The sequence below is a fragment of the Myxacorys almedinensis A genome, assembly GCF_010091945.1.
Lineage (GTDB): Bacteria > Cyanobacteriota > Cyanobacteriia > Leptolyngbyales > Leptolyngbyaceae > Myxacorys > Myxacorys almedinensis.
On the sequence record NZ_WVIE01000029.1, the window covers coordinates 1 to 21779 of the forward strand.

At 49.3% G+C, this 21779-nt stretch carries 19 protein-coding genes; 16 read left to right on the forward strand and 3 right to left on the reverse strand.

Annotated elements, in window-relative coordinates:
- The first annotated feature begins 212 nt into the window (after positions 1–212).
- Entirely contained in the window at positions 213–407 is a 195-nt protein-coding gene (locus GS601_RS19060; RefSeq protein WP_162424885.1) for a hypothetical protein, read from the forward strand.
- 414 nt (positions 408–821) lie between these two features.
- Here GS601_RS19060 and GS601_RS19070 read toward each other — a convergent pair.
- A protein-coding gene (locus tag GS601_RS19070) for an IS1 family transposase (protein WP_420800314.1) occupies positions 822–1531 on the reverse strand; the annotation gives its coding sequence in 2 pieces (ribosomal slippage) (positions 822–1237 and positions 1237–1531; 711 coding nt in all).
- Between the two features lie 236 nt (positions 1532–1767).
- A complete protein-coding gene (locus GS601_RS19075) occupies positions 1768–3594 on the reverse strand; it encodes an ABC transporter ATP-binding protein (protein WP_162424887.1) in 1827 nt (608 codons plus the stop codon).
- A gap of 299 nt (positions 3595–3893) precedes the next feature.
- Between GS601_RS19075 and GS601_RS19080 the strand changes: the two genes are divergently transcribed.
- The 4 genes from GS601_RS19080 (at position 3894) to GS601_RS19095 (ending at position 7073) form a co-directional block, all read left to right on the forward strand.
- On the forward strand, positions 3894–4274 hold the full coding sequence (locus GS601_RS19080) for a hypothetical protein (protein ID WP_162424888.1): 381 nt from the start codon (positions 3894–3896) through the stop codon (positions 4272–4274).
- 243 nt (positions 4275–4517) lie between these two features.
- Positions 4518–5504, forward strand: a complete 987-nt coding sequence (locus GS601_RS19085; protein WP_162424889.1) for an ABC transporter ATP-binding protein — start codon at positions 4518–4520, stop codon at positions 5502–5504.
- Between the two features lie 17 nt (positions 5505–5521).
- The gene (locus tag GS601_RS19090; protein ID WP_238393377.1) at positions 5522–6289 is read left to right on the forward strand and encodes an ABC transporter permease; all 768 of its coding nucleotides are present in this window, start codon (positions 5522–5524) and stop codon (positions 6287–6289) included.
- A gap of 1 nt (position 6290) precedes the next feature.
- On the forward strand, positions 6291–7073 hold the full coding sequence (locus tag GS601_RS19095) for an ABC transporter permease (protein ID WP_162424891.1): 783 nt from the start codon (positions 6291–6293) through the stop codon (positions 7071–7073).
- A 468-nt stretch (positions 7074–7541) separates the two neighbouring features.
- On the opposite strand, the gene GS601_RS19100 is transcribed toward GS601_RS19095, so the two are convergent.
- Positions 7542–7754 (reverse strand): helix-turn-helix domain-containing protein, encoded by a 213-nt coding sequence (locus tag GS601_RS19100; protein ID WP_162424892.1) that lies wholly within the window; start codon positions 7752–7754, stop codon positions 7542–7544.
- Positions 7755–7970: 216 nt separating this feature from the next.
- Here GS601_RS19100 and GS601_RS19105 point away from each other — a divergent pair, with 216 nt between their 5' ends.
- The 11 genes from GS601_RS19105 (at position 7971) to GS601_RS19155 (ending at position 21746) form a co-directional block, all read left to right on the forward strand.
- Complete coding sequence (locus GS601_RS19105; RefSeq protein WP_162424893.1) at positions 7971–9047, forward strand: ABC transporter ATP-binding protein; 1077 nt, start codon at positions 7971–7973, stop codon at positions 9045–9047.
- Positions 9048–9848, forward strand: coding sequence for an ABC transporter permease (locus tag GS601_RS19110; protein ID WP_162424894.1), 801 nt, complete (start codon positions 9048–9050; stop codon positions 9846–9848).
- A 47-nt stretch (positions 9849–9895) separates the two neighbouring features.
- On the forward strand, positions 9896–11596 hold the full coding sequence (locus tag GS601_RS19115; RefSeq protein WP_162424895.1) for a GldG family protein: 1701 nt from the start codon (positions 9896–9898) through the stop codon (positions 11594–11596).
- A 238-nt stretch (positions 11597–11834) separates the two neighbouring features.
- Positions 11835–11978 (forward strand): high light inducible protein, encoded by a 144-nt coding sequence (locus tag GS601_RS19120; protein WP_162424896.1) that lies wholly within the window; start codon positions 11835–11837, stop codon positions 11976–11978.
- A 317-nt stretch (positions 11979–12295) separates the two neighbouring features.
- Positions 12296–14116, forward strand: coding sequence for an aspartate kinase (locus GS601_RS19125; RefSeq protein WP_162424897.1), 1821 nt, complete (start codon positions 12296–12298; stop codon positions 14114–14116).
- Between the two features lie 438 nt (positions 14117–14554).
- Positions 14555–15373, forward strand: a complete 819-nt coding sequence (locus tag GS601_RS19130) for an HpsJ family protein (RefSeq protein WP_202925215.1) — start codon at positions 14555–14557, stop codon at positions 15371–15373.
- A gap of 138 nt (positions 15374–15511) precedes the next feature.
- Positions 15512–16381: a glycosyltransferase family 2 protein gene (locus GS601_RS19135; protein WP_162424898.1), complete on the forward strand. Its 870-nt coding sequence runs from the start codon at positions 15512–15514 to the stop codon at positions 16379–16381.
- Positions 16382–16802: 421 nt separating this feature from the next.
- On the forward strand, positions 16803–17531 hold the full coding sequence (locus GS601_RS19140; RefSeq protein WP_338017079.1) for a DUF502 domain-containing protein: 729 nt from the start codon (positions 16803–16805) through the stop codon (positions 17529–17531).
- A 60-nt stretch (positions 17532–17591) separates the two neighbouring features.
- Positions 17592–18218, forward strand: a complete 627-nt coding sequence (nusB, locus tag GS601_RS19145; RefSeq protein ID WP_162424900.1) for a transcription antitermination factor NusB — start codon at positions 17592–17594, stop codon at positions 18216–18218.
- Positions 18219–18290: 72 nt separating this feature from the next.
- On the forward strand, positions 18291–19826 hold the full coding sequence (ftsY, locus tag GS601_RS19150; RefSeq protein ID WP_162424901.1) for a signal recognition particle-docking protein FtsY: 1536 nt from the start codon (positions 18291–18293) through the stop codon (positions 19824–19826).
- Between the two features lie 495 nt (positions 19827–20321).
- Entirely contained in the window at positions 20322–21746 is a 1425-nt protein-coding gene (locus GS601_RS19155; RefSeq protein WP_162424902.1) for a PP2C family protein-serine/threonine phosphatase, read from the forward strand.
- The last annotated feature ends 33 nt before the right edge of the window (positions 21747–21779 follow it).

Here is a 21779-nt window from a genome sequence, read left to right on the forward strand (position 1 = left end):
TACCGATTGGGCGGTCTAACTTCTATGAGAGGATTTTGGTAAACCGCAGAACCCGCGATCTCCGGAGCAAAGATTTTTCAGGGGTTGTACTGGGATGCTTTACCGTTTCAATATAGGGAAAGCGCTATGTGAAGGAACGGACAAGAAGTAACAATGTCGCGACAAAACCTGTGTTTGCCCGAATAAAACCAGGTTTTGTCCGAATAAAACCTGTGTTTGTCCTGACAGAAGCAGGTTTGGTTGCAATGAAAGCAGGTTTTGTTGCGATGGAGGCTGCGATCGCGCGGACAAGATCAGGTTTTGTTCCGATCAACTCTGGTTTAATTGCGACGAAACCTCTCGTTGCTGCAACAAAACCGCGATCGACACCGATGGAAGCTTGGGTTCTACTTGTGTTTTATTTCTAGCGATTGGCGTTGCCAAGCTCCGAAGGATCGCGCACTGGGTCTAATCGAATCTAAAATCGACGCAGAACAGCTTATTGATCTTTAACAATGGCAACAAAGGCAAAACCTCCCTGCTCTGAGTGCGGTAAAGGCACCCTTCGCAAGCACCCTATTCTTGGTACATATTTGTGTGCCGATTGTCAGCGCCATCACCAAGACAAGTATCGATACATAACTAAAACGCGAGCACTAAGTGAGTACCGTCTCAAACCTAATGATCTAGAATGCCTCGGTGTACATGAAGTTGATAATCCCTATTACAAAAAGGCTGCCCCGATGCAGCTATACCTACTCAATCAGGTTGAAGAGCTTTCCAAGAAAAAATGGGGAAGCCCTGAACCTTATACTGTTGAACTTGTTGAATTTTCGGTAGTGCTACACAAGTAATGATGTGTTGTAGTGATGGATGAAATACCAAATGGCACCAATATGATTCTCTAAGGACTTCGAGAACGACAAGGTTTTTCGGACTAAGCGAGACACTCGTTGCCTCAAGGTGTTGTTGAATCGCTCAATGTAGCTAGTTTTTCCGGTTTCTTTGCCCACCGCCCGATGCCGTTTGCTTGGAAAGACTGCTGCATAAGCTGCCCAGAAGTCAGTGTAAGCAATTGCACATTGACGGTAGACAGGGGGCAAGGATTCCCATAATTTGCGTGCCGCCGTTTCGTTGCGATCTCCAATGTAAACTCCCACAATCTCACGAGTAGCTGCATCAAGGGCTAACCAGACCCACTGCTGATTGCCTTGGTTGTCTACGAATGACCACAACTCGTCACATTGCCTCGTTAGTCTCCCCTTTTTTTAGGGGTCACCGGCACTTGGCGAGGCACCTTTGCGTATTTCTCATTCCCATAGGTTTGTAACCACTGTTGAGACACTTGGGCGGCACGGGCAATTCCAGCCAGAGAGATACGTTCTAGGAGCAATCGGTCAATTAGTTCCCGTGTGGCTTGGTCGATCACTTTTTGAGTCGGTTGTTCGACAAACTGTCGTCCGCAGTCATGGCATTTGAACCGTTGTTTACCGGTGTGGATGCAACCATTCTTGACCGTATCGGAAGACGCACAAATGGGGCAGGCAAGCATGGCAGGAGAACACCAAGAAACTCTACTCCTCTATCATTACATCTTGAGCACTACCAGTTATTTTAGTGCTGGAAGCGTCGGCTTCCCACAGTTCTTCCCAATCTTGATGTGAGAGAATTAACGTCATAGCGATCGCCCTACCTAGGTTGAGAGACACTCTACAAGAGCCGTATTAAGCAATTGAAAAATATCTCATCTATTGCCGAAGGATGTCAAGAAGAGAGATTTGCTCCTTCTCATCTCACATACACCGATGGCAAATCCTCAAACTTTCCTTCCAGTTCAACTCTGCCATTGTTGAGTAGGATGATGCGATCAGCACGTTGCAGAACAGCGCGACGGTGGGAAACGACAAGGCAAGTGGGAACCCAGGAGTGAGCAGATGAACCCAAATCAAAAAGCCGTGACCACAGCGTTTGTTCAGTTTCAACATCGAGGGCACTGGAAAGGTCATCGAAAACGAGCAGTTCTGGTTGGCGAAGGAACATTCGGGCGGCGGCGGCGCGTTGGAGTTGCCCACCAGAGAGGCGCATTCCTTTAGAACCAATTAGGGTGTCGAGTCCATCGGGCATAGCGGCAAGGTCTTGATCAAAGGTTGCTAGAGCGATCGCTTGCTTTAACTCCGTATCATTTTTGGCTAGACCTAACAAAATATTTTCTCGTAAGGTATGGCTAAACAGTTGCGGCACTTGAGGCGTATAGGCACTGCGAGGCGGCGCAAAAAACTGAGTGGGATAAGCGATCGCTTGACCATTCCAATAAAGTTCTCCCACTTGCAGGGGTAAAAGACCCATTAGCACTCGCAGCAGAGTAGATTTGCCAGCCCCAACTTGTCCTGTGATTACCGTAAAACTGCCGCGTTGAATCTGGAGCGACACATCGGTGATACCTTGATTTGTACCAGGGTAGTGGTAGGTCAAATTCAGAGCAGTTAGCTCTTGAAGGCGGTCATCTTGTTCTGCAAACGCACGATTTTGATGGGGTTGAGTGGGGTGAGTTGTGGGTAACTGAGGGTTTCGCCCTGCGATCGTTGGTAAATAAAGCGGATGGTGAGCAACAAGGGCGGGCGCGTCGCACTCAATCAACCCTTCCATTCGTTCAAAAGATACCTCGCTTTGTTTAGTGAGCGCCAAAAAGCCACCCAGGAAGCTAAGAAAATAGGTGACGTAAGACAAGTAATAAACAAATAAAGCAAAATCTCCGACCGTGAGCGTGCCGACAGTCGAGCGCATCGATTGCGCCGCGAACAGCAGAATTGCTCCAGTACCAAGGCTGACTAAATTTTCAAAGCTAGATTCTAAAATTGCTGTGAGCAATTGGTCTTGCACCATCATCTGCTGACGGCGATCGCACAGGCGGCGAAAGTGGGCTAACACCGTTTGTTCTGCCCCAGCAACTTGAATTGCTTGCACAGCAGTAAACATTTCCCCCACCAGACCTGTTACCTGCTGAGTTGCCTGACGGCTGGCGCGGCGATAGCGTTTAATGCGATCGGCAACGCGGTGAATTAGGGCAGCGATCAGCACCAGAGGCAAAAACACAAACAGGGTGATGGTGGCATTTACACTGAACAGCAACAGCAGCGAACCAAGGGCAAAGATGCCCTCACCTAAGATTTCATTTGTACCCACAACAGTGTCTTCAATCTGAGTTGCATCCTCACGAAAGAAACTGATGACTTCACCAGGGGAAAGGGGGAAATTTTGTTTGCCAGAGGTTGTTAGTGGCTCAGCACCAGGGCGATTGAACAATTTTGCTAACAAGTTGCGACGAATCAACGCACTCATCGTAAAGCGATGTTGGGTTTTGGTGATTCGCCCAGTGAAAATGGCAACAATCCGAGCTACTCCGATTGCCAGAAGTAAAGCAATCCATGCCCAGGGTGACAGGGTAAATGAGGATTTATTGGTTAGCGTGTTGAAAAATTCGCGAATAGCCAGTCCGGGTAGGGCGGGCAGTCCGGCAATGAAGAGCCAGAGAATTGTATCTGTCCAGTATAGCGATTGGGCGTAGCGGATCATCTGCCAGAGAAGATGCCAAATGGAAGGTCGGTTTAGAGTCATCAGGCGAATTTAAGGAGAAAGGGCAGTCATTAGAAGGTGCATTGATCATCGGCAAAATGCGATCGCTCGGTTTGTCATCCTTTGCACAGTTGTGTAAAACAAATGACTCATAAAATTGTAGTAGTATTACGATTAATTCTCATCAAGTTTGATCTAGGATAAAGTTTTATCGCGATGTCTATTCTCAACGCATTATCTGCTTACGATTTCAAGAGGATTTAGATAGCCCCCTTTCGGTAGACGGCATTTCTGATTACAAAATCTACAACGGGTAGAGTGATATTAAACAAAATGGAATTATGGCTGTTGAAGATCTCCGTAAAAGCGACATGATGGCGCATCTTCTAGACGCGCTAGAGGCAGGCGAAGACATCGGACATTATGGACGGCTTGTGTTTGCCATGATTGCACGGCACTTCATATCTGAAAAAGAATTGATTGAGTATTTACAGAAAGATTCGGATTTTAGTGAAGGCGAAGCGAAGGCGATGTATCAACAGGTGCAAGGCAAAGATTACAATCCGCCGAAGCGCGATCGCATCTTAGAATGGCAGAGCAAACAAGATTTTGTAATTTGTCCTCACTCAGATGATCCGGATGCGTGCAATGTCTATCGGGATTTGACCTTCCCTGAGCATGTCTATGAGCATATCAGCGAGTACTATGAGCAGAAGACGTAACCCTTCTGCCGATTCGCGAGAGTTCCTCTAGATAGATGTTGAGAGTGCGATCGCTGTTGTATCTTCTAGAGTTGGGAACGCGCATTTTTGGAGCAAGGGATCTTTTCCTTTGCTCCATTAAAATATGGCTGCAAATCATTGAAACTGTTAACCACAAAAAAATCTTCTATGATGGACTGACGCTTGTTACATTCTGTATCTTCGTTTCCGTTAATTCATTATTCATTTTTCTGATCTGCCTGTATGTCTACTATTGTTGTCGATCATCTCAGCAAGATCTATCCTGTTGCCGTTAAAGAAGCTGGATTTAAAGGGACGCTAACTCACTTCTTTAAGCGCACTTATCGACAAGTAAAAGCGGTACAAGATGTGTCGTTTCAGATTGAATCTGGAGAGGTTGTTGGCTTTTTGGGGGCGAATGGAGCCGGAAAGACAACGGCTCTGAAAATGCTTACAGGGTTGATTCATCCAACGTCTGGGCGAGTAGAGGTTGCAGGGCACATTCCCTTTCAACGGCGATCGACGTTTCTCAGTAAAGTGACGCTGGTGATGGGGCAAAAGCAGCAACTCATCTGGGATTTGCCTGCGTTGGATTCGTTTAAAATCAATGGGGCAGTGTATGGCATCAGCGATCGCGCCCTCAATCATCGTGTTGGTGAGCTTTCTGAAATGCTATCTCTGCAAGGAAAACTGACTCAGCCTGTCCGCAAGTTGTCTCTCGGTGAGCGGATGAAAGCCGAATTATTAGCCGCCCTGTTACACGAGCCGAACGTATTATTTCTTGATGAACCGACGCTGGGGTTGGATGTGAATGCTCAGGTTGCCGTGCGAGAGTTTTTGCGAGAATACAATCAGCGTTATGGGGCGACAGTGCTGCTAACAAGCCACTACATGGCAGACATCACGGCGTTGTGTAAGCGGGTGCTGATGATTCATCAAGGACAGCTAATTTACGACGGCAGTTTAGATCGATTGGTCGATCGCTTCTCGCCGTGCCGCGAGGTGAAAGTAGAATTTGCCCGTCCGTATTCAGCCCACGAATTAAGCGTTTACGGTGACCTTCAGGACGTTGAAAAACAATCCGCGCGATTTTTAGTGCAGCAAGAAGGGTTAACAGGTGCGATCGCTAAAATTCTAGCTGATCTGCAAGTGGTCGATTTGACGGTGAGCGATCCGCCGATCGAAGAAGTAATCGGGCAACTCTTTCAAGCAGGAACGGTGGCAGGATGAAGCGGGTTCTAAGAATCATGAAAACGTTTGCGACGGTGTATTACGCCTACATGGTGGAATATCGCGCAGAACTGTTGCTGTGGGTGTTGTCGGGTTCGCTGCCGATCATTCTCATGGGCGTGTGGACACAAGCCGCTCAACGCAGCGATTTTGGGCTATCTCCTGTAGAGTTTGCGCGTTACTTTCTTGCTGTGTTTCTAGTTAGGCAGTTAACGGTTGTATGGGTGATTTGGGAGTTTGAGCGAGAAGTATTGGAAGGTAAGTTGTCGTTTCGATTGCTGCAACCGATTGATCCAGTCTGGCATCACGTTTTTTCTCACGTTTCAGAACGTCTCGCTAGAATTCCTTTTGCGATTCTATTAATTGTTTTATTTTTTGTGTTGTATCCTACTGCAATTTTTGTTCCTAATATTGCTACGATCGCATTATTTTTTCTAGCCGCAGGTCTTGCGTTTGCGCTGAATTTCTTGATTCAATATACATTGGCAATGGTTGCCTTTTGGACAGAACGGGCAAGCTCGCTGCAAGAGTTTTGGTTTCTGTTTTATTTGTTTCTCTCTGGCGCGATCGCACCCCTTGTCGTGTTTCCCCAAACCGTCAGAACGATCGCTTTGTTTACCCCATTTCCCTACTTGATTAATTTTCCAGCGAGTATCTTGGTTGGGTTGCCTGTGAATCTGATTCAAGGGTTTTTGGTGATGCTGGCGTGGTGTGCTGGATTTTTTGCGCTAAATCGCTGGCTGTGGCGCAGAGGGTTAAAACAGTATTCGGGGATGGGTGCTTGAGATGGGTCGCTATTTCAAAATTTTGCGAATCTTTTGGTCTACTGCGATCGCGGCTGAATTAGAGTATCGGATCAACTTTGCGATCGCAGCGTTCACGAGCTTAGGCGGACTGGCAGGCAGTTTGTTTGGCTTATTTTTGTTCTACCAAACTGGCTCCAGTTTTCCAGGGTGGCGATGGGAAGAAGCCCTGATCGTCGTGGGTATCTTCACGCTGCTAGAAGGATTTTCCAGTACCTTTTTGGCTCCAAACCTCAATCGGATTGTCCGTCATGTGCAAGAAGGGACGCTCGATTTTGTGTTGTTAAAACCGATTAGCTCTCAATTCTGGCTCTCGGCGCATACCGTGTCTCCGTGGGGGGTGCCTGACATCTTTTTTGGGACAGCTACCATTGTTTATGCCGGCATCAAACTTGGAATTGATCCGGTTGCCTATATCGTCAGCATCGTGCCTTTGGTATTTGGATTGGCGATTCTTTATAGTCTGTGGTTTATGTTGGGCGCAACTAGCATTTGGTTTGTCAAAATCTACAACGTGACCGAAGTATTACGTGGATTGTTAGAAGCAGGGCGCTTTCCGATGGCAGCCTATCCAACTGCCTATCGATTCTTTTTTACGTTTGTGGTTCCGGTTGCCTTTCTGACCACCACGCCAGCAGAAACGTTGTTAGGTCGATCGGGAATTGCAGGAACAATAGCTGCCGGATTACTTGCGATCGCGCTTCTATTTGTAGCACATTGGTTTTGGCGATTCGCTCTCCGGTTTTACACGAGTGCTTCAAGCTAATTTGTGATCTGCGATCAATATCAAAATCGGGTTCTGCTCTCTAGCGGAGTTGATAAATTGCAGGGCGGTATTTAGGTTCAGGAATTGGTTTACCTGATAGTTTTGCAGTTTCAATCCAGGCAGATTTAGCAATTTCGTTCCCGAACGGCTTCTTCCAGCGTTTGTTGAAATTGTGAAAGCGTAATTAATAAACATGTATTCATTTATAAGAAACGCTTAAAGGAATATTGATTTTGCTTAAATGTTTATTATGAATGAGAAGGCTGATATTGATTTTGCTTACTCAAATATAATAAATGCTCAAAGGAATATTGATTTTGCTTAAACGTTTATCATAAACGAGAAGGCTAATATTGATTTCGCTTGCTCTGTTATTAGTTTTGCTCACTTTGGTTCAGCCTGGGTTAAACCAAATCTTGATTTATCGATCGCCCTTGAACATTTAGCAGTAACGTCATTCTAACCGTGCTACTCCTCGATCACTTCGACCAAATCCTCGATCGATACTTCAAACGCCCGCGTCAACTTAATTAACGCTGTGATATCAGCCGTTGCGATTCCAGGAGAACGAGCATAAGTCTTCAGCGTGCTGTAATTTACTCCTGAGCGCTCAGAAACTTCTTTGATTGTCCAACCTCTCGCCTGAGCTAATTCTCGGATTCGGAGCCGCGCTAATCCCATGCTTGACAAGGACTGATATTAGTCCTTAAATGAAAGTGTCTTAAAAAGCGTTGCCTTTGGCTCAGCAAAGCTGTGCGCGCCCCAACCTGGAAAACGAAAGAGCGATCGCATAGCGAACTTCGGAGCAAAAGATATCGGTTTGCGTCAATTGAGTAGCAGTTCATCCCAAATTTTGTTACTCTACCGACTGCACGCCCTAAATTCGTTTCTCCTCTCATGATCGAAGTTGAGCATCTCAGCAAAATCTACGGTTCTACCCCTGCGATCGAGGATGTCACATTCTCAGTCGCACCGGGCGAAATTCTCGGCTTTCTTGGACCTAACGGAGCCGGGAAAACCACCACCATGCGAATCTTATCCGGCTATTTGCCCGCCAGTCAAGGAACGGCAAAAGTCGCAGGATTTGAGGTGCATGAACACTCGATGCAAGTGCGGCAACGGATCGGATATTTGCCAGAAACGCCGCCGTTGTATCCCGAAATGACGGTCGAAGGATTTTTGAATTTTGTGGCCCAAATTAAAGGTGTCAGTGCTGGCGATCGCGCCTCTAGAATCACCCTTGCCCTGCAAAAATGTAACCTACTCGAAAAACGAAAAACTTTGATTCGCAAGCTTTCTAAAGGCTTTCGGCAACGGGTTGGCATTGCCCAAGCGATTGTTCACGATCCGCCTGTGATTATTCTTGATGAACCCACCGTCGGACTCGATCCCAGACAGATCATCGACGTGCGGAACTTGATCAAACAACTCGCTAACGATCACACGGTTATTCTCTCGACGCACATCTTGCCCGAAGTCAGCATGACCTGCGATCGCATCGCCATTATCAATCGCGGTCGCGTCGTTGCCACCAACACCCCCGAATCGTTGATGGAACAGTTGGTGGGCGGTTCAGGGTACGAACTGGAGATCGCAGGCAACTCCCTCGCGATTCAACAATGCCTCAAGCGAGTTAAAGGCGTGAAATACGTTGAAGAGATGCGGATTGAGAACATGCCGGAACATCGAATTAAAGTTCGCGTTGTGGCAGAATCGAATACCGAACCCGGACATGCGATCGCGGTTGCCCTCGTCCAAAATGGGGTAAAACTTTACGAAATGCGCCGCGTCCAAGCCAGTCTAGAAGATGTGTTTCTAGAACTTACAACCGAAGAAAAACCGGTAGACCCCACAGAATCTGAAACGGTAGAAACCGAGATCCCCGCTTCAGCCAGCGCAAACGTCAACTCCGAAGAAACCGCGCCTTCGTCAACCCCCTCCCAAATACCCGAATCGACAGAGGATGCAGAATAAATGAGAACCGTTTTAGCAAACATTTTGGCGATCTATCGGCGAGAGTTATCGAGCTATTTTGCGTCACCGTTGGCGTATGCGATCGCGGCAATTTTTTGGCTGATCTCTGGCTTTCTGTTTTGGGCAACCCTCGAAGGCATTGTGCAGCAAGCCGCTTTTTATGATGCTCAAGCTCAGGCAGGCGCACCGGTTCCCCCGCTTGATATCCCCTATGAATTCATTCGGGCCGTGTTAGGGGTTGTGGGTTCGCTGTCGCTGTTTGTGTTGCCCATCCTCTCGATGGGATTGTACGCCGAAGAGCGCAAACGCGGCACCTTAGAACTGTTGGCAACCTCGCCTTTAACCAATTGGTCAGTTGCGATCGGTAAGCTTCTCGGCGTCGTGACCTTTTTTATCACCATGTCTCTTCCGATTTTGGTCTACGAAGCGATCGCGCTTGCGAACGTAAACCCTGCGGTGCAGCCCAGCGTTTTGTTACTCGGTCATGCTGGACTTATATTACTCGCAGCCGCTGTTTTATCATTGGGAATGTTTATCTCTTCCTTGACCGATAGCACCATATTGGCAGCTATTTTTACATTTGCTCTGGTATTAGCGCTATGGGTTATTGATCTGATCGCTAGAAATTTCACCGGTGGATTGGCAGATGCAATCGGGCATCTATCTCTGCTCAAACATTACACCAATCTTGTACAGGGCGTTGTCGATACGGGCAGTCTTGTTTTGTTTGCAAGTTACATTGTGTTGGGTGTGTTTCTCACCGCACAATCGATCGACGCACTACGCTTCCAACGCTCCTAATCCAAATTTGTTTCTTTTCCCAAACAGATCCGCATTCTCTGCTTATTATGAAAACGTTTAAACCCCGGTTTCAATTTCTAAAATATTTGTTTTGGCTTGCTCCCCTTTTTGTGATCATGGGTGTTGTGGCAGGTATTGTCTCTGGTGTTTGGGGAACCGTTCCTTTAAGCTTGATCATTGCCGGAGTTGTTATTTTCGTGCTGTGGTTGGTGTTTCTCGGACGGGGAGATGCAACCCTGCAACCCAACTTTTGGAAACGCCGCTCAACTCAGGCAAGCACAAATGCAGTGGTGAGTACGATCGCAGTAGTTGTGATCCTAGGACTGCTCAATTTTCTGGCAGTTCGCCACTCCACCCGCATCGATCTCACCGAAGGCGGACTTTTCACCCTATCGCCCGAATCTAAGCAAGTGGTCAGCGCGTTAAATCAAGAGACAAAACTTTGGGTGTTTGACAATCAACAAAACCCCCAAGATCGTCAATTGTTAGAAAACTATCAGCGCCAAAATCAGCAATTCAAATTTGAGTTTGTTGATCCCGAAGCCAATCCCGGTTTAGCAAAAGAATTTGAGATTAAAAATAGCGGGGATAGCCGAGATGTGTATCTAGAATTGCCAGCCCAGCAGCGTAAACAATTTGTGCAAAATATTGGATCTCAAAGGCGACTATCGGAAAGCCAAGTTACCAATGGGCTTTTGCAAATTGGCAACGATCAACAGATCAAAGTCTACTTTTTGCAAGGGCACGGTGAGAAATCGTTGCAGCCTGGAGACAGGGCAATTTCAACGGCGGTCAGAGCGTTGGGCGACAAAAGCTTTATTAGTGAGCCGCTAAACTTAGCCCAAGCCGGAACTGTGCCCACCGATGCGGCAGTCGTGCTGGTTGTTGGTCCGACGCGCCCGGTGTTGGAGGCAGAAGTTAAGGCGCTACAAGACTACCTCAATCGAGGCGGAAACCTTTTTGTTGCCGTTGATCCGGCGATCAAGTCAGGGTTGGAATCGTTGTTGGGTGAGTGGGGCGTTAAACTTGACGATCGCGTTGCCATTAATGCGCCGCAACAACAGGTGTTGGGTGTTGGCCCGGCAGGCTTGATTGTTACCCAATATGGCGCTCACCCGATCACCAAAGAGTTTGGTAATGGCTATTCGTTCTATCCGCTTGCCCGACCTTTAGATATCAATCCTGTAGCGGGGGTGCAGAATACGCCGCTGCTGCTGACTGATCCCAATAGCTGGGCAGAAAGCAATCTCAAAGAGCAACCCTTGAAACTAGATGGCGGCGATCGCCCAGGACCGTTAACCATTGGCGTTGCTCTGACGCGATCGCTAAATTCTCCTCCGGCTCCCTCACCAAGTCTGTCGCCTTCCCCTGTCGAAGGGTCATCTCCTAGCCCCTCTCCCGATGGGTCGGCTTTAGCCTCTCCAAGCCCGTCCCCATCGCCTTCGATATCTGCCAGTCCGTCTCCTAGCCCGTCTTCTAAAGAGTCACGCTTGGTTGTGTTAGGCAATTCTAGCTTTGTTGCAGACAGCTACTTTGAGCAACAACTCAATGGAGATGTATTTCTCAATTCGGTAAATTGGCTCAGTCAGGAAGGTCAACAGCCTTTGTCCCTTCGTCCCAAGGATATTAAAAACCGCCGCATCACGCTGAACACTGAGCAGGCGACTATCTTGGCACTTATGGCACTCGCGATCGTACCCCTGTTTGGCTTCCTCACATCTGGGATTTTGTGGTGGCGTAGACGGTAATTCCGAAACTCTGCATCTAATTGTCAACGTTGAGTCGATGGGTAAATGGGGGGATGAGTCGATGGGCTAGATTCCTTCCCGACCCAGCCACCCATCCACTCTCCACCCATCCCCTCCTAGCCCCTCACTTCCACCTTGACAGCCCACTAGAACGCATCCTCTAGAAAACCGCGACTTGCCAATTTCTATTAAGTAATGTTACATTCTGTTAAGAAGCCGATATGTAGGAGATGCAACCATGGATACGCAAGAAGACAAAGTTGGGTTTACACCGTTTGCCGAAATTTTGAACGGTCGCTTGGCAATGCTTGGCTTGGCAATCGGGTTTCTGACCGAATTGATGACAGGCAAGGGCATTCTTTCGCAGCTTGGTCTGATGTAAGTTGCAAGCCCCGTTCTTTTGGGGTAACTCAGATTATTTCGCAAGCCGAGCCTGAAGGTCTTTCAAAATCTTCAGGCTTTTTTGTCTACAAAACTTGTTTAAAAAAACGCGATCGCCCGTCGTTGCCCGTAGAGTCAGCGGCGCAAATTCTGAGAAAACAGGTCTAATCTGCCTTAGATCAAGTTCTGCAACACGGGCTTATCAGTATGATTGAAGAAGTGTATGTACTTCAGCATCCCAAGCGCGATACAATCAAACCCTTGAAATAACGCGAGCTTCGGAGGCTGAAACCTTCGGTAGTGGGGAATTATTCAGTCATGGCGCTCATTGTTCAGAAATACGGGGGAACCTCGGTTGGCACAGTCGAACGGATTCAGACTGTTGCTCAACGAGTAAAGCACACTGTCGAGGCTGGAAACTCAGTTGTCGTGGTGGTTTCGGCGATGGGCAAAACCACGGATGGCTTAGTCAAACTGGCAACCGATATTTCCGCGAATCCCAGCCAGCGAGAGATGGATATGCTGCTTTCCACTGGAGAACAAGTCTCGATCGCGCTGCTCAGCATGGCGCTGCAAGAAGTTGGACAGCCTGCTATCTCCCTCACAGGTGCACAGGTGGGAATTCTCACCGAAACCTACCACACTCGCGCTCGCATTTTAAATATTGCGACCGATCGGATGAAACGCCACTTGCAGAATGGCGAGGTTCTCGTAGTTGCCGGGTTTCAGGGGGTCAGCAGTGCCGCAGATTTGGAAATCACAACCTTGGGACGGGGCGGCTCTGATACCTCTGCGGTGGCTTTGGCAGCGGCTCTCAAAGCAGACTTCTGTGAAATCTACACCGACGTTCCCGGAATTTTGACGGCTGATCCTCGCTTAGTCGAAGATGCTCGGCTCATGAGCGAAATTACCTGCGATGAAATGCTGGAGCTTGCCAGTTTGGGGGCAAAGGTGCTGCATCCTCGCGCTGTGGAAATTGCTCGAAACTACGGCGTTCCGCTGGTGGTGCGATCGAGTTGGACAAGCGACCCCGGAACGTGGGTAACGTCACCCTTGCCCCAAACGCGATCGCTCGAAGGGTTAGAAATTGCTCGCCCGGTCGATGCGGTTGAGTTTGATACCGACCAAGCTAAAGTGGCGCTGCTCCGGGTTCCTGATTGCCCTGGTGTGGCTGCAAAGCTCTTTGGTGAAATCGCCTCCCAGCGTTTGGATGTTGATTTGATTATCCAATCCATTCACGAAGGCAACACCAACGACATCGCATTTACCGTGGTTAAAAAATCGCTGTCACGGGCTGAAGCGGTTTCTAGCGCTATTATTCCTGCCCTCACCGCCGGTCAACCTCCCAGCACCGAAGCCGCACCGGATGTGATGATTGAGCAAAAAATCGCTAAAGTCACGATCGCTGGGGCGGGTATGATTGGGCGTCCGGGGGTTGCTGCCAAAATGTTCTCTACCTTGGCAGACGCCGGAATCAACATCCAAATGATTTCGACCTCGGAAGTCAAAGTCAGTTGTGTTATTGAGCAAGCTGATTGCGATCGCGCCATCGCGGTTCTCTGCCAGGCGTTTGATATCAACCAGTCTGGTTATCGCGCTCAAGAGTCGGCTTCCTTTGCGCCTGCCGATGCTGAGCCAGTTCGGGGGGTGGCGCTTGACCTGAAGCAAGCTCGCGTTGCCGTGCGCCATGTGCCCGATCGCCCTGGCATGGCAGCCAAAATTTTTCAACGGCTCGCCGAGCGCAACATTAGCGTTGATATGATCATTCAATCTCAGCGCTGTCGTGTGGTAAATGGCAGGATGACGCGCGATATTGCATTTACTGTTGCACAAATGGACAGTGAAGCCGCCCGGTCAACCCTAGAAAGCGTTGCGGCTGAGTTTGGATGCGGCGAGATTGTGGTGGATGGCGCGATCGCAAAGGTGAGCATCGTTGGGTCTAATATGGTCGGGCAACCTGGAATTGCGGCTCGCATGTTTGATGCACTATTTAAACAAGGCATCAACATTCAGATGATTGCAACCTCTGAAATTAAAGTGAGTTGCGTTGTAGCCGAAGATCAGGGCGTGATTGCCCTGCAAACGATTCACAACGCCTTTAACCTGTCGGGGTCGCAGAAAGTGCAGGTCTCTGCCTAGTTATCTGTCAACGTTGAAATCATGGGGGATGGGTAACTTCTCCCTCTACCCCCTCACTCCTCCACCCCTCTCCTCCTTCAGCCTTAGCGTTTCCCAGGACAGGGCAGCCCTCTACGCCTCTATGCTTGCTCAATCATTGCCATTTCTTCAACGTCGCTATATTTTTCCGGTTGAGTGCTACCCTCAATGGAAGACAGAGGAGTAAGGGCGCTACTCGTGTTGTTTTTTACTTTGTTTAGATGGGTTTCAGACAATTCATGTAAAATAGCCAAGTTTCCAAAGAATTTTTTGCTGCCTTCGCTGGAAAATCCAACCCGTTTTTCAGATTTTGATTAGCATTTTTTCATTCATCTGCGGAACTCTGAATAGGATCGGTGAAACGATCTATCACGTCTTATTCATTAGCCCCCTTGAAGTGTCACCCACGTTTAAAGTCGGATGAAAGCTAGTAATTCCCTTCCTTCAGCCCCTTCAATTCTCAAGTTAGTCGGCATAATTTTGATTGTGTCATCGCTGATTGACTACTTTGCACTGCTGATTCCTCCTAACTTTTCAGACAAAGCCTGGTTCGCGCAAGTGGTTACGCAAATCGTCGATCGCGGCATTATTCCCATGGTCGGGCTTGCCTTCTTGTTTGCCGGCTCGTTCCTTGAGAGTGGCTCGCTAGCCCTGCGCGATCGCGAATCTCCCGCGACCACCATCCGCTTTTGGACGCTGCTCCTCGCTGGGCTGCTCAGTGTGCTGTTTCTGATTGCTTTTCCGCTCCATCTCAACAACACCCGCCAAGTATCTGACCAAGCCCTCAAACGGATTGCTGAAGAAGCAACGACTGCCGAAGGTCAACTCGATACCCAGGTGCAGCAACGCCAAGGTCAAATCCAGGCAGCACTCAAAGATCCGGCTCAGATCAAACAACTCGATGACCAGATCAAGCAACTCAACGACGCGATCAATAGCGGTCAACTCCAGGGCAACCAGCAAACGCAAGCTCAACAAGCGCTAAAAGAACTGCAAGCCCTCAAGGCTGATCCCAACGCGATCGAAGGTCGTGCCAAAGATTTTCGCAATCAAAAACTGATTGAAATTCGCGATCGCAAACAACAACTCGAAAATCAAGCCAAAGGCGATTTCTGGAAAACCGGGGTGCGCGTTGGCATCAGCAGTTTGTTGCTCTCTTTGGGCTATGGCATCATCAGCCTAAAGGGCTTGCGCGAAATGGGTATTCTAGGTGGACGCCGGAAAGCAACGCTGCGCTAAACCAGAACGAGGGATGAACATCAGGGGCATCTAGAGGAATGGACTGGGGAAGCGAGGGGTTGGTCTATCGCTCTCATCCCTTGCAGGTAATCTGTTCTGCCGCAGCGTTGCCGCCTGCATCCCTCATTTGTGCTGCTTATGTTTTCAATTTATATTCTGACCCACAACGAAGAAATTGATATCGCAGGCTGCATCGAGTCGGCACTGCTCTCTGATGATGTGGTGGTGGTAGATTCGCTGAGTAGCGATCGCACGATTGACATAGCCAAGGGCTATCCTGTCCGCATTGTTCAACACGAGTTTGAGAGCCACGGCAAGCAGAGAACTTGGATGCTGCAATCGGTTCCAGTCAGCCATGACTGGGTGTATATCCTCGAAGCCGATGAGCGCATGACCCCGGAACTGTTTCAAGAATGCCTCGATCTGATCCAGCATCCTCACCATGACGCTTACTACGTTGCCGAGCGCGTCATCTTCATGGGGCATTGGATTCGCCACAGCACGCAATATCCTCGCTATCAGCTTCGGCTGTTCCGCAAAGATAAGGTGTGGTTTACCGACTATGGGCATACCGAACGAGAAGTTATCAATGGCACTACGGGGTTTATTAAAGAAACTTATCCTCACTACACCTGTGGCAAAGGCATGAGCCGTTGGATTGAAAAACATAATCGATATTCCACCAACGAAGCGATCGAAACACTTCGACAACTCGCTACAGGCAGGGTGGCATGGAAGGCGCTGTTTTTGGGTGAATCAGAAGTCGAACGTCGGCGCGCGCTGAAAGATCTCTCGCTGCGTCTTCCGTTTCGTCCGTTGATTCGATTTGTTTATATGTATTTCTTTTTGGGCGGGTGGCTTGATGGGCGCGCAGGGTTTACCTGGTGCATGTTGCAGGCGTTTTATGAGTATCTGATATTGCTAAAAGTTTGGGAGATGCAGCATCTGCCAATCCAACCGCCCCAGCTAGGCGAGATGCCATCCAACGAAGCGTCTGCCTCCCTCTAGCGGCACTGAACTCGACATGACTGTATAAAGGTTAACCGAGAGCGACGATCATTCTCGGATATGTTCGGCTGGGGATCAATGATTAAATAAAGGAAATCTTATCCTAGTTGATGCCGGATTAATGCCGGAAACCCAACCCTAACCCTTAAAATTTAGCTTGCAACATTCCTTTACAAGTTTTACAAGTAGGATAGAGGCAAGGGGATCAATTGCTTGAACAGTGATCTAAACAGCCCAGGCAACCAGTCTAACCAAGATTCTGTCTAACCAAGATTCTGCCTAACTAAGATCTGATCCTTTTATATTTCAATGCCATAAACCCAAATTATTGTTTACGATCGCGATTAATCTAAGACCCCATTAATCTAAGACCACGAGTAAAGCATTTTACGGTTGTAGCCAGATGGAGAGTAGGCTGTCTGTGATTCAACGTCTCAAACAAGATCTAAAAAACGACCTGATTGCAGGTCTGTTGGTCGTCATTCCTCTAGCCACGACGATCTGGTTGACCTATACGATCGCGACTTGGGTGATCGAATTTTTGACGCGAGTTCCGAAACAAATCAGCCCCTTCGATGGCTTAAATCCAATCCTCGTCAGCGTCCTAAACTTCACTGTCGGCTTGGCTGTGCCGCTGTTGTCGATCTTGTTTATCGGATTGATGGCACGCAACATCGCTGGACGCTGGCTGCTGGAGTTTGGCGAACGGCTTCTTCAGGCGATTCCCTTAGCAGGTGCGGTTTATAAGACGCTGAAGCAGCTTCTAGAAACCCTTTTGCGAGACACAAACGGAAAGTTTCGCCGGGTTGTTCTGGTGGAGTATCCTCGCCAAGGCATTTGGTCGATCGGATTTGTTACGGGTGCGATCGGGGCTGAAGTTCAGTCTCATTTTCCTAGCGATATGCTGAGCGTGTTCATCCCCACTACCCCAAACCCGACCACTGGCTGGTATACGATCGTGCCCGAAGCCGACGTGATTACGCTATCGATGCCGATCGAAGATGCTTTTAAGGTGATCATTTCTGGTGGCATTGTCAGCCCCGACTCTAGCGCCTTTGTAGCCCCCGCCCCACCCAAGCAAAAGCGCCTTTTAGAACCGTTGGTCGAGGCGACCCGCAAACCTATGATTATTGAAGAAGAATCTGTCTAGCTCCCGTCCCTAAACTTGCTAAGATAAGCGAGCTAACTTGAATCGAGGCGATCAGCCGCTATGCAAGCCCGTCGAATTTCCCGCGAACTTGCCCTCCTCAGTATCAGCCAGTTGCCGAGCGCCCCAGAGCGACTAGGCACGCAGAAACTTCAAGATCTGGTTGTGGCAGCCGTTCGCACTTTGGCAACCGAAGCCCGTGACACCTTGGAGGCGGCAGCAGCAGAACTTCAGCGTGGCAATAGCTATCTCCTTACCAGTGAAACGCGCGCCAGCACAACCGACACTGCACGGCGCATGGTAGCAGACGCGATCGCGCTCACTGAAACCGCGATCAACCGGTTGGGGGGCGCGATCGAGATTCCAGAATTTATCCAACTCGCCAACCAAACGGATGTGCGTGCTTACGCGCTTGAGATCATCACTCGCCTGCAAGAAGAGCGCCCACAAGTTGATGCAGTTCTCAACAAAGCGCTGATTGATTGGCAATTAGACCGCTTAGCGGCGATCGATCAAGACATTCTCCGTATTGCCGTTACCGAAATGATGTTCCTCGGCATTCCGGATAAAGTGGCGATCAACGAAGCGATCGAGATGGCAAAGCGCTACAGTGGCGATGATGGGCACCGATTCATTAATGGGGTACTGCGAAAAGTGACCGAACACCTTAAGGCAGGAGTGAGAGAATAGGATTGTCCTGATTCTGCTGTCCTCTTTAATCCTCACCTCGAAAGCTTGTTCTAACTATCTCTGGTATTTGCGATGGCGTTCAATTGGTTTAATCGTTTCAATCAACCGAAGACGGAAGCAGAACAAGCGTCTGAAGCGACTCAACCAGACGCCCAACCTTCGCCGTCAGAGCAGCCTGAAGGGGCGGACGAGACAGAATCGGCAAACCAAGCCGCGATCGCACGTGCCAAAATTGCCTTAGAAGCGATCAAACAGCGTCAGCAGCAAGAAGCCGCGCCGATCGCGTCTCCCGAAGCGGCAACTTCAGATGAGGTATCGGATGAAGTAGAGCCAGACGAAATCGAGCAACCGTCTGAGCCTGTGAGTGAAACCCCAGAACCCGCGATCGCCCTCTCCCCTTCCGAGGCACCTCCCGAAGAAGCCGTTGTCGAAACCGACGAATCTTCCGTTCCTGCCGCCGCGCCCTTGCCCCTGTGGATTCAAGCTGAGGCCGAAGAGAGAGCCGCCCGCCTAGAGCGTCTCAAAGCCACCGCGATCGAGGAAGAGCCTGAACCTGAACCCGTCGCTGCGATCGCTGAATCGCCCTCTGATCTGCCGCTAACCCTTGATGAGGGCTTCTTGTGGTCAACCGAAGTCCTTTCCGCGATGGGACGCCGTGCTCAAGACATTACCCTCGAAGAGATTACCTGGCTCAAGCGCCTGCGCCAAGGCTTAGATAAAACCCGTCGGAGCCTTGTCAACCAGCTTAAGGCGATCGTCGGTCAAGGTCCGCTTAACGAAGATGCCGTTCTCGAAATTGAGTCGCTGTTGCTGCAAGCCGACGCTGGCGTAGACGCAACCGATAAAGTGATTCAGGCATTGCAGAAGCAATTGCGAGAAGAAACCCTGCCCCCAGAGCAAGCGATCGCTTATCTCAAAAAAATTCTGCGCGAACTCCTCGATCGCCCCTTACAAGGGTCGCATAGCGTTTTCTTTGCGCCAGAGAAAGAAATGCTGAATATCTGGCTGATTACCGGGGTGAATGGAGCCGGAAAAACCACAACCATCGGCAAGCTTGCTCATATTGCCCAGAAGTCAGGCTATCGCTGCTTGATCGCAGCCGCCGACACCTTCCGCGCCGCCGCAGTTGAGCAGGTCAAGGTGTGGGGGCAGCGCAGCGATGTTGACGTGATCGCCAATCCTGGGCAAAACACTGATCCGGCAGCCGTCGTGTTTGATGCGATCGCGGCGGCTCAATCTCGCAACACAGAACTGTTGCTAATCGATACCGCCGGACGGCTGCAAAATAAGAAAAATCTGATGGACGAACTCAATAAAATTCGTCGGATTATTGACAAAAAAGCAGGCACTGCCACCGTAGAATCTCTGCTTGTTCTAGATGCCACCCTAGGGCAAAATGGGCTGCGACAGGCACAAGTCTTTGCAGAAGCCGCACAGCTAAGCGGCGTCGTCCTTACGAAGCTAGATGGCACGGCTAAAGGCGGCATTGCTCTAGCAGTGGTCGAAGAGCTTGGTTTACCAATTCGCTTTATTGGTGCAGGAGAAGGCATCGAAGATTTGAGACCTTTTTCAAGCTACGAGTTTGTTGAAGCCTTGATCAGCGGCTAATCAGACTTTTCTAACGAAGAGATAATTTTCCTACCATCGGGAACTCTGTAACCATTAATTCGCTCAAAATTGCTCAATGCTCGTAGAATATACCGAGATCAGTTCAGCAATAGAGATCATGGATTGAAGAGGAGGTCTTCTGGCTTGCTCACCGCTCATTGGTATTAGCTTAGTCTGGGGTTTCTCACACGCGCAGCTAGCGCGAAGTGCAGCCCCAGAGGAACCGCTCAGAGCTTGCATAACGTCTGCTTTAGAACTTGCGCTTGTGTCCCTTAGGGCAGTCTCTCGCCCAATCGACGTGTTCTGACGCTTATCAAGATCTGACTCATGAAAATGAGTGATAAAAGTCACCTTCACCATTTCTCCCGCTCGATAACACGATTTGTCACTCTTTCGCTAAGATTGATGGCTACAACAGAGTGTTGCGCCTAGCTCATAGAAGACAACTCTCTCGCGTGTTTCGCTATACTGTGTTCTCTAAATTCACCGAACCGAATGACTGCTGTGCCTCTTCCAAGACAGCCCGCTCAACCGCCCGATCGCAACGACGACGTATCAGGCTCATCCGACGCTACCCCCGTGTTTGCGCTCAAAGAACTCGTGTCGCGCCTTAACCGAGAGCAACACAAAATTCAAGACTTGTTGAGTTCTTTAGGATTTGCCCTACGCAGTTTTAGCAATCTCAATCAGTTTCTAGAGCTAATTCCTCTGATGGCAAGCCGGGTTACAGATGCAGACGGCGGTGCTTTAATTTTGTTTCGTCCCAATGGGCAGGTTAAGCTAGAGCGCTTGCACTGCCAGGATATGCCTTGGGGGCAAGATGTCCGTAAGGCGTTAGAAACGGCAACTCGTCAGATGACGGCTTCGTTGAGTGGGTTGCCGCCCGGAGAAGCTTTGGCGCGATCGTCGCAGGTGGTGACCATGCTCGATACGCAGGTGGCTCGCCATTTAGGCACCGAAATTCAAATTTTTGGAACCGGAATTCTGATTAAAAATAGTGAACGAGGACGGCTGTATGTGTTTAGCCGCGACCCAGATTACGAATGGACAGAGACTCGACAAAAACTCGTACGGCTGATTGCCGATCAAACCGCCGTTGCGATCGAAAACGATGAACTCACAGTCGAACTTCGCAAAAAAGAGCGCCTCGATCGGGAGCTAGAAATTGGGGCAGATATCCAACTGCGCTTGCTGCCTCGCCAATGCCCCACCATTCAAGGCATCGAACTAGCTGCCCTATGTAAAACAGCAAACCGAGTTGGCGGCGACTATTATGACTTTATTCCGGTTGATTATGGGCGAGGACACCCGCACAGCGATAGCTCTACGGCACGATGGAGTGTAACGATCGGCGATGTGATGGGGAAGGGCGTTCCGGCTGGCTTGATCATGACCATGACCCGAGGAATGCTGCGGGCAGAAGTGCTAAACGGGCATTCCCCAGCACGAATTTTGCAGCATCTCAATCAGGTGATGTATGCCGATTTAGAGAACTCCAATCGATTTGTCACCCTATTTTATTCTGAGTATGACCCGCAAACGCGCATTTTGTCGTATAGCAATGCGGCTCACAACCCGCCCCTCTTGTGGCAAGCCTCAACCGACACGATTAACCGATTGGACACCCTCGGAATGCTGATCGGGCTAGATGCCGAAACCCAATACCAGGATGCCACCGTGCAGCTTCATCCCGGTGATACTGTGATGTACTATACCGATGGCTTTACAGATGCCGCAAATCAGCATGGTCAGCGATTTGATGAAGAAAATTTAAGCCGTGCGTTTCGGTGGGCATGCCTGCAATACGACGACCCGCAACTGATTTTGAAGCATTTGTTTGATCGCGTTCATCAATTTATCGGGGTTGGCAACATCCATGCTGATGACATGACTTTAGTGGTGATGAGGGTTCAGCCGTAGGTTCGCCACAATTTAGCGATGCGCCATTCAGCC

Coding starts and splice junctions, on each gene's coding strand:
- GS601_RS19120 (WP_162424896.1), top strand. CDS start 11,835: ATGGATACGCAAGAAGACAAAGTTGGGTTTACACCGTTTGCCGAAATT.
- GS601_RS19105 (WP_162424893.1), top strand. CDS start 7,971: ATGATCGAAGTTGAGCATCTCAGCAAAATCTACGGTTCTACCCCTGCG.
- GS601_RS19135 (WP_162424898.1), top strand. CDS start 15,512: ATGTTTTCAATTTATATTCTGACCCACAACGAAGAAATTGATATCGCA.
- GS601_RS19095 (WP_162424891.1), top strand. CDS start 6,291: ATGGGTCGCTATTTCAAAATTTTGCGAATCTTTTGGTCTACTGCGATC.
- GS601_RS19110 (WP_162424894.1), top strand. CDS start 9,048: ATGAGAACCGTTTTAGCAAACATTTTGGCGATCTATCGGCGAGAGTTA.
- GS601_RS19075 (WP_162424887.1), bottom strand. CDS start 3,594: ATGACTCTAAACCGACCTTCCATTTGGCATCTTCTCTGGCAGATGATC.
- GS601_RS19155 (WP_162424902.1), top strand. CDS start 20,322: ATGACTGCTGTGCCTCTTCCAAGACAGCCCGCTCAACCGCCCGATCGC.
- GS601_RS19100 (WP_162424892.1), bottom strand. CDS start 7,754: ATGGGATTAGCGCGGCTCCGAATCCGAGAATTAGCTCAGGCGAGAGGT.
- GS601_RS19090 (WP_238393377.1), top strand. CDS start 5,522: ATGAAAACGTTTGCGACGGTGTATTACGCCTACATGGTGGAATATCGC.
- GS601_RS19115 (WP_162424895.1), top strand. CDS start 9,896: ATGAAAACGTTTAAACCCCGGTTTCAATTTCTAAAATATTTGTTTTGG.
- GS601_RS19130 (WP_202925215.1), top strand. CDS start 14,555: ATGAAAGCTAGTAATTCCCTTCCTTCAGCCCCTTCAATTCTCAAGTTA.
- nusB (WP_162424900.1), top strand. CDS start 17,592: ATGCAAGCCCGTCGAATTTCCCGCGAACTTGCCCTCCTCAGTATCAGC.
- GS601_RS19080 (WP_162424888.1), top strand. CDS start 3,894: ATGGCTGTTGAAGATCTCCGTAAAAGCGACATGATGGCGCATCTTCTA.
- GS601_RS19085 (WP_162424889.1), top strand. CDS start 4,518: ATGTCTACTATTGTTGTCGATCATCTCAGCAAGATCTATCCTGTTGCC.
- ftsY (WP_162424901.1), top strand. CDS start 18,291: ATGGCGTTCAATTGGTTTAATCGTTTCAATCAACCGAAGACGGAAGCA.
- GS601_RS19125 (WP_162424897.1), top strand. CDS start 12,296: ATGGCGCTCATTGTTCAGAAATACGGGGGAACCTCGGTTGGCACAGTC.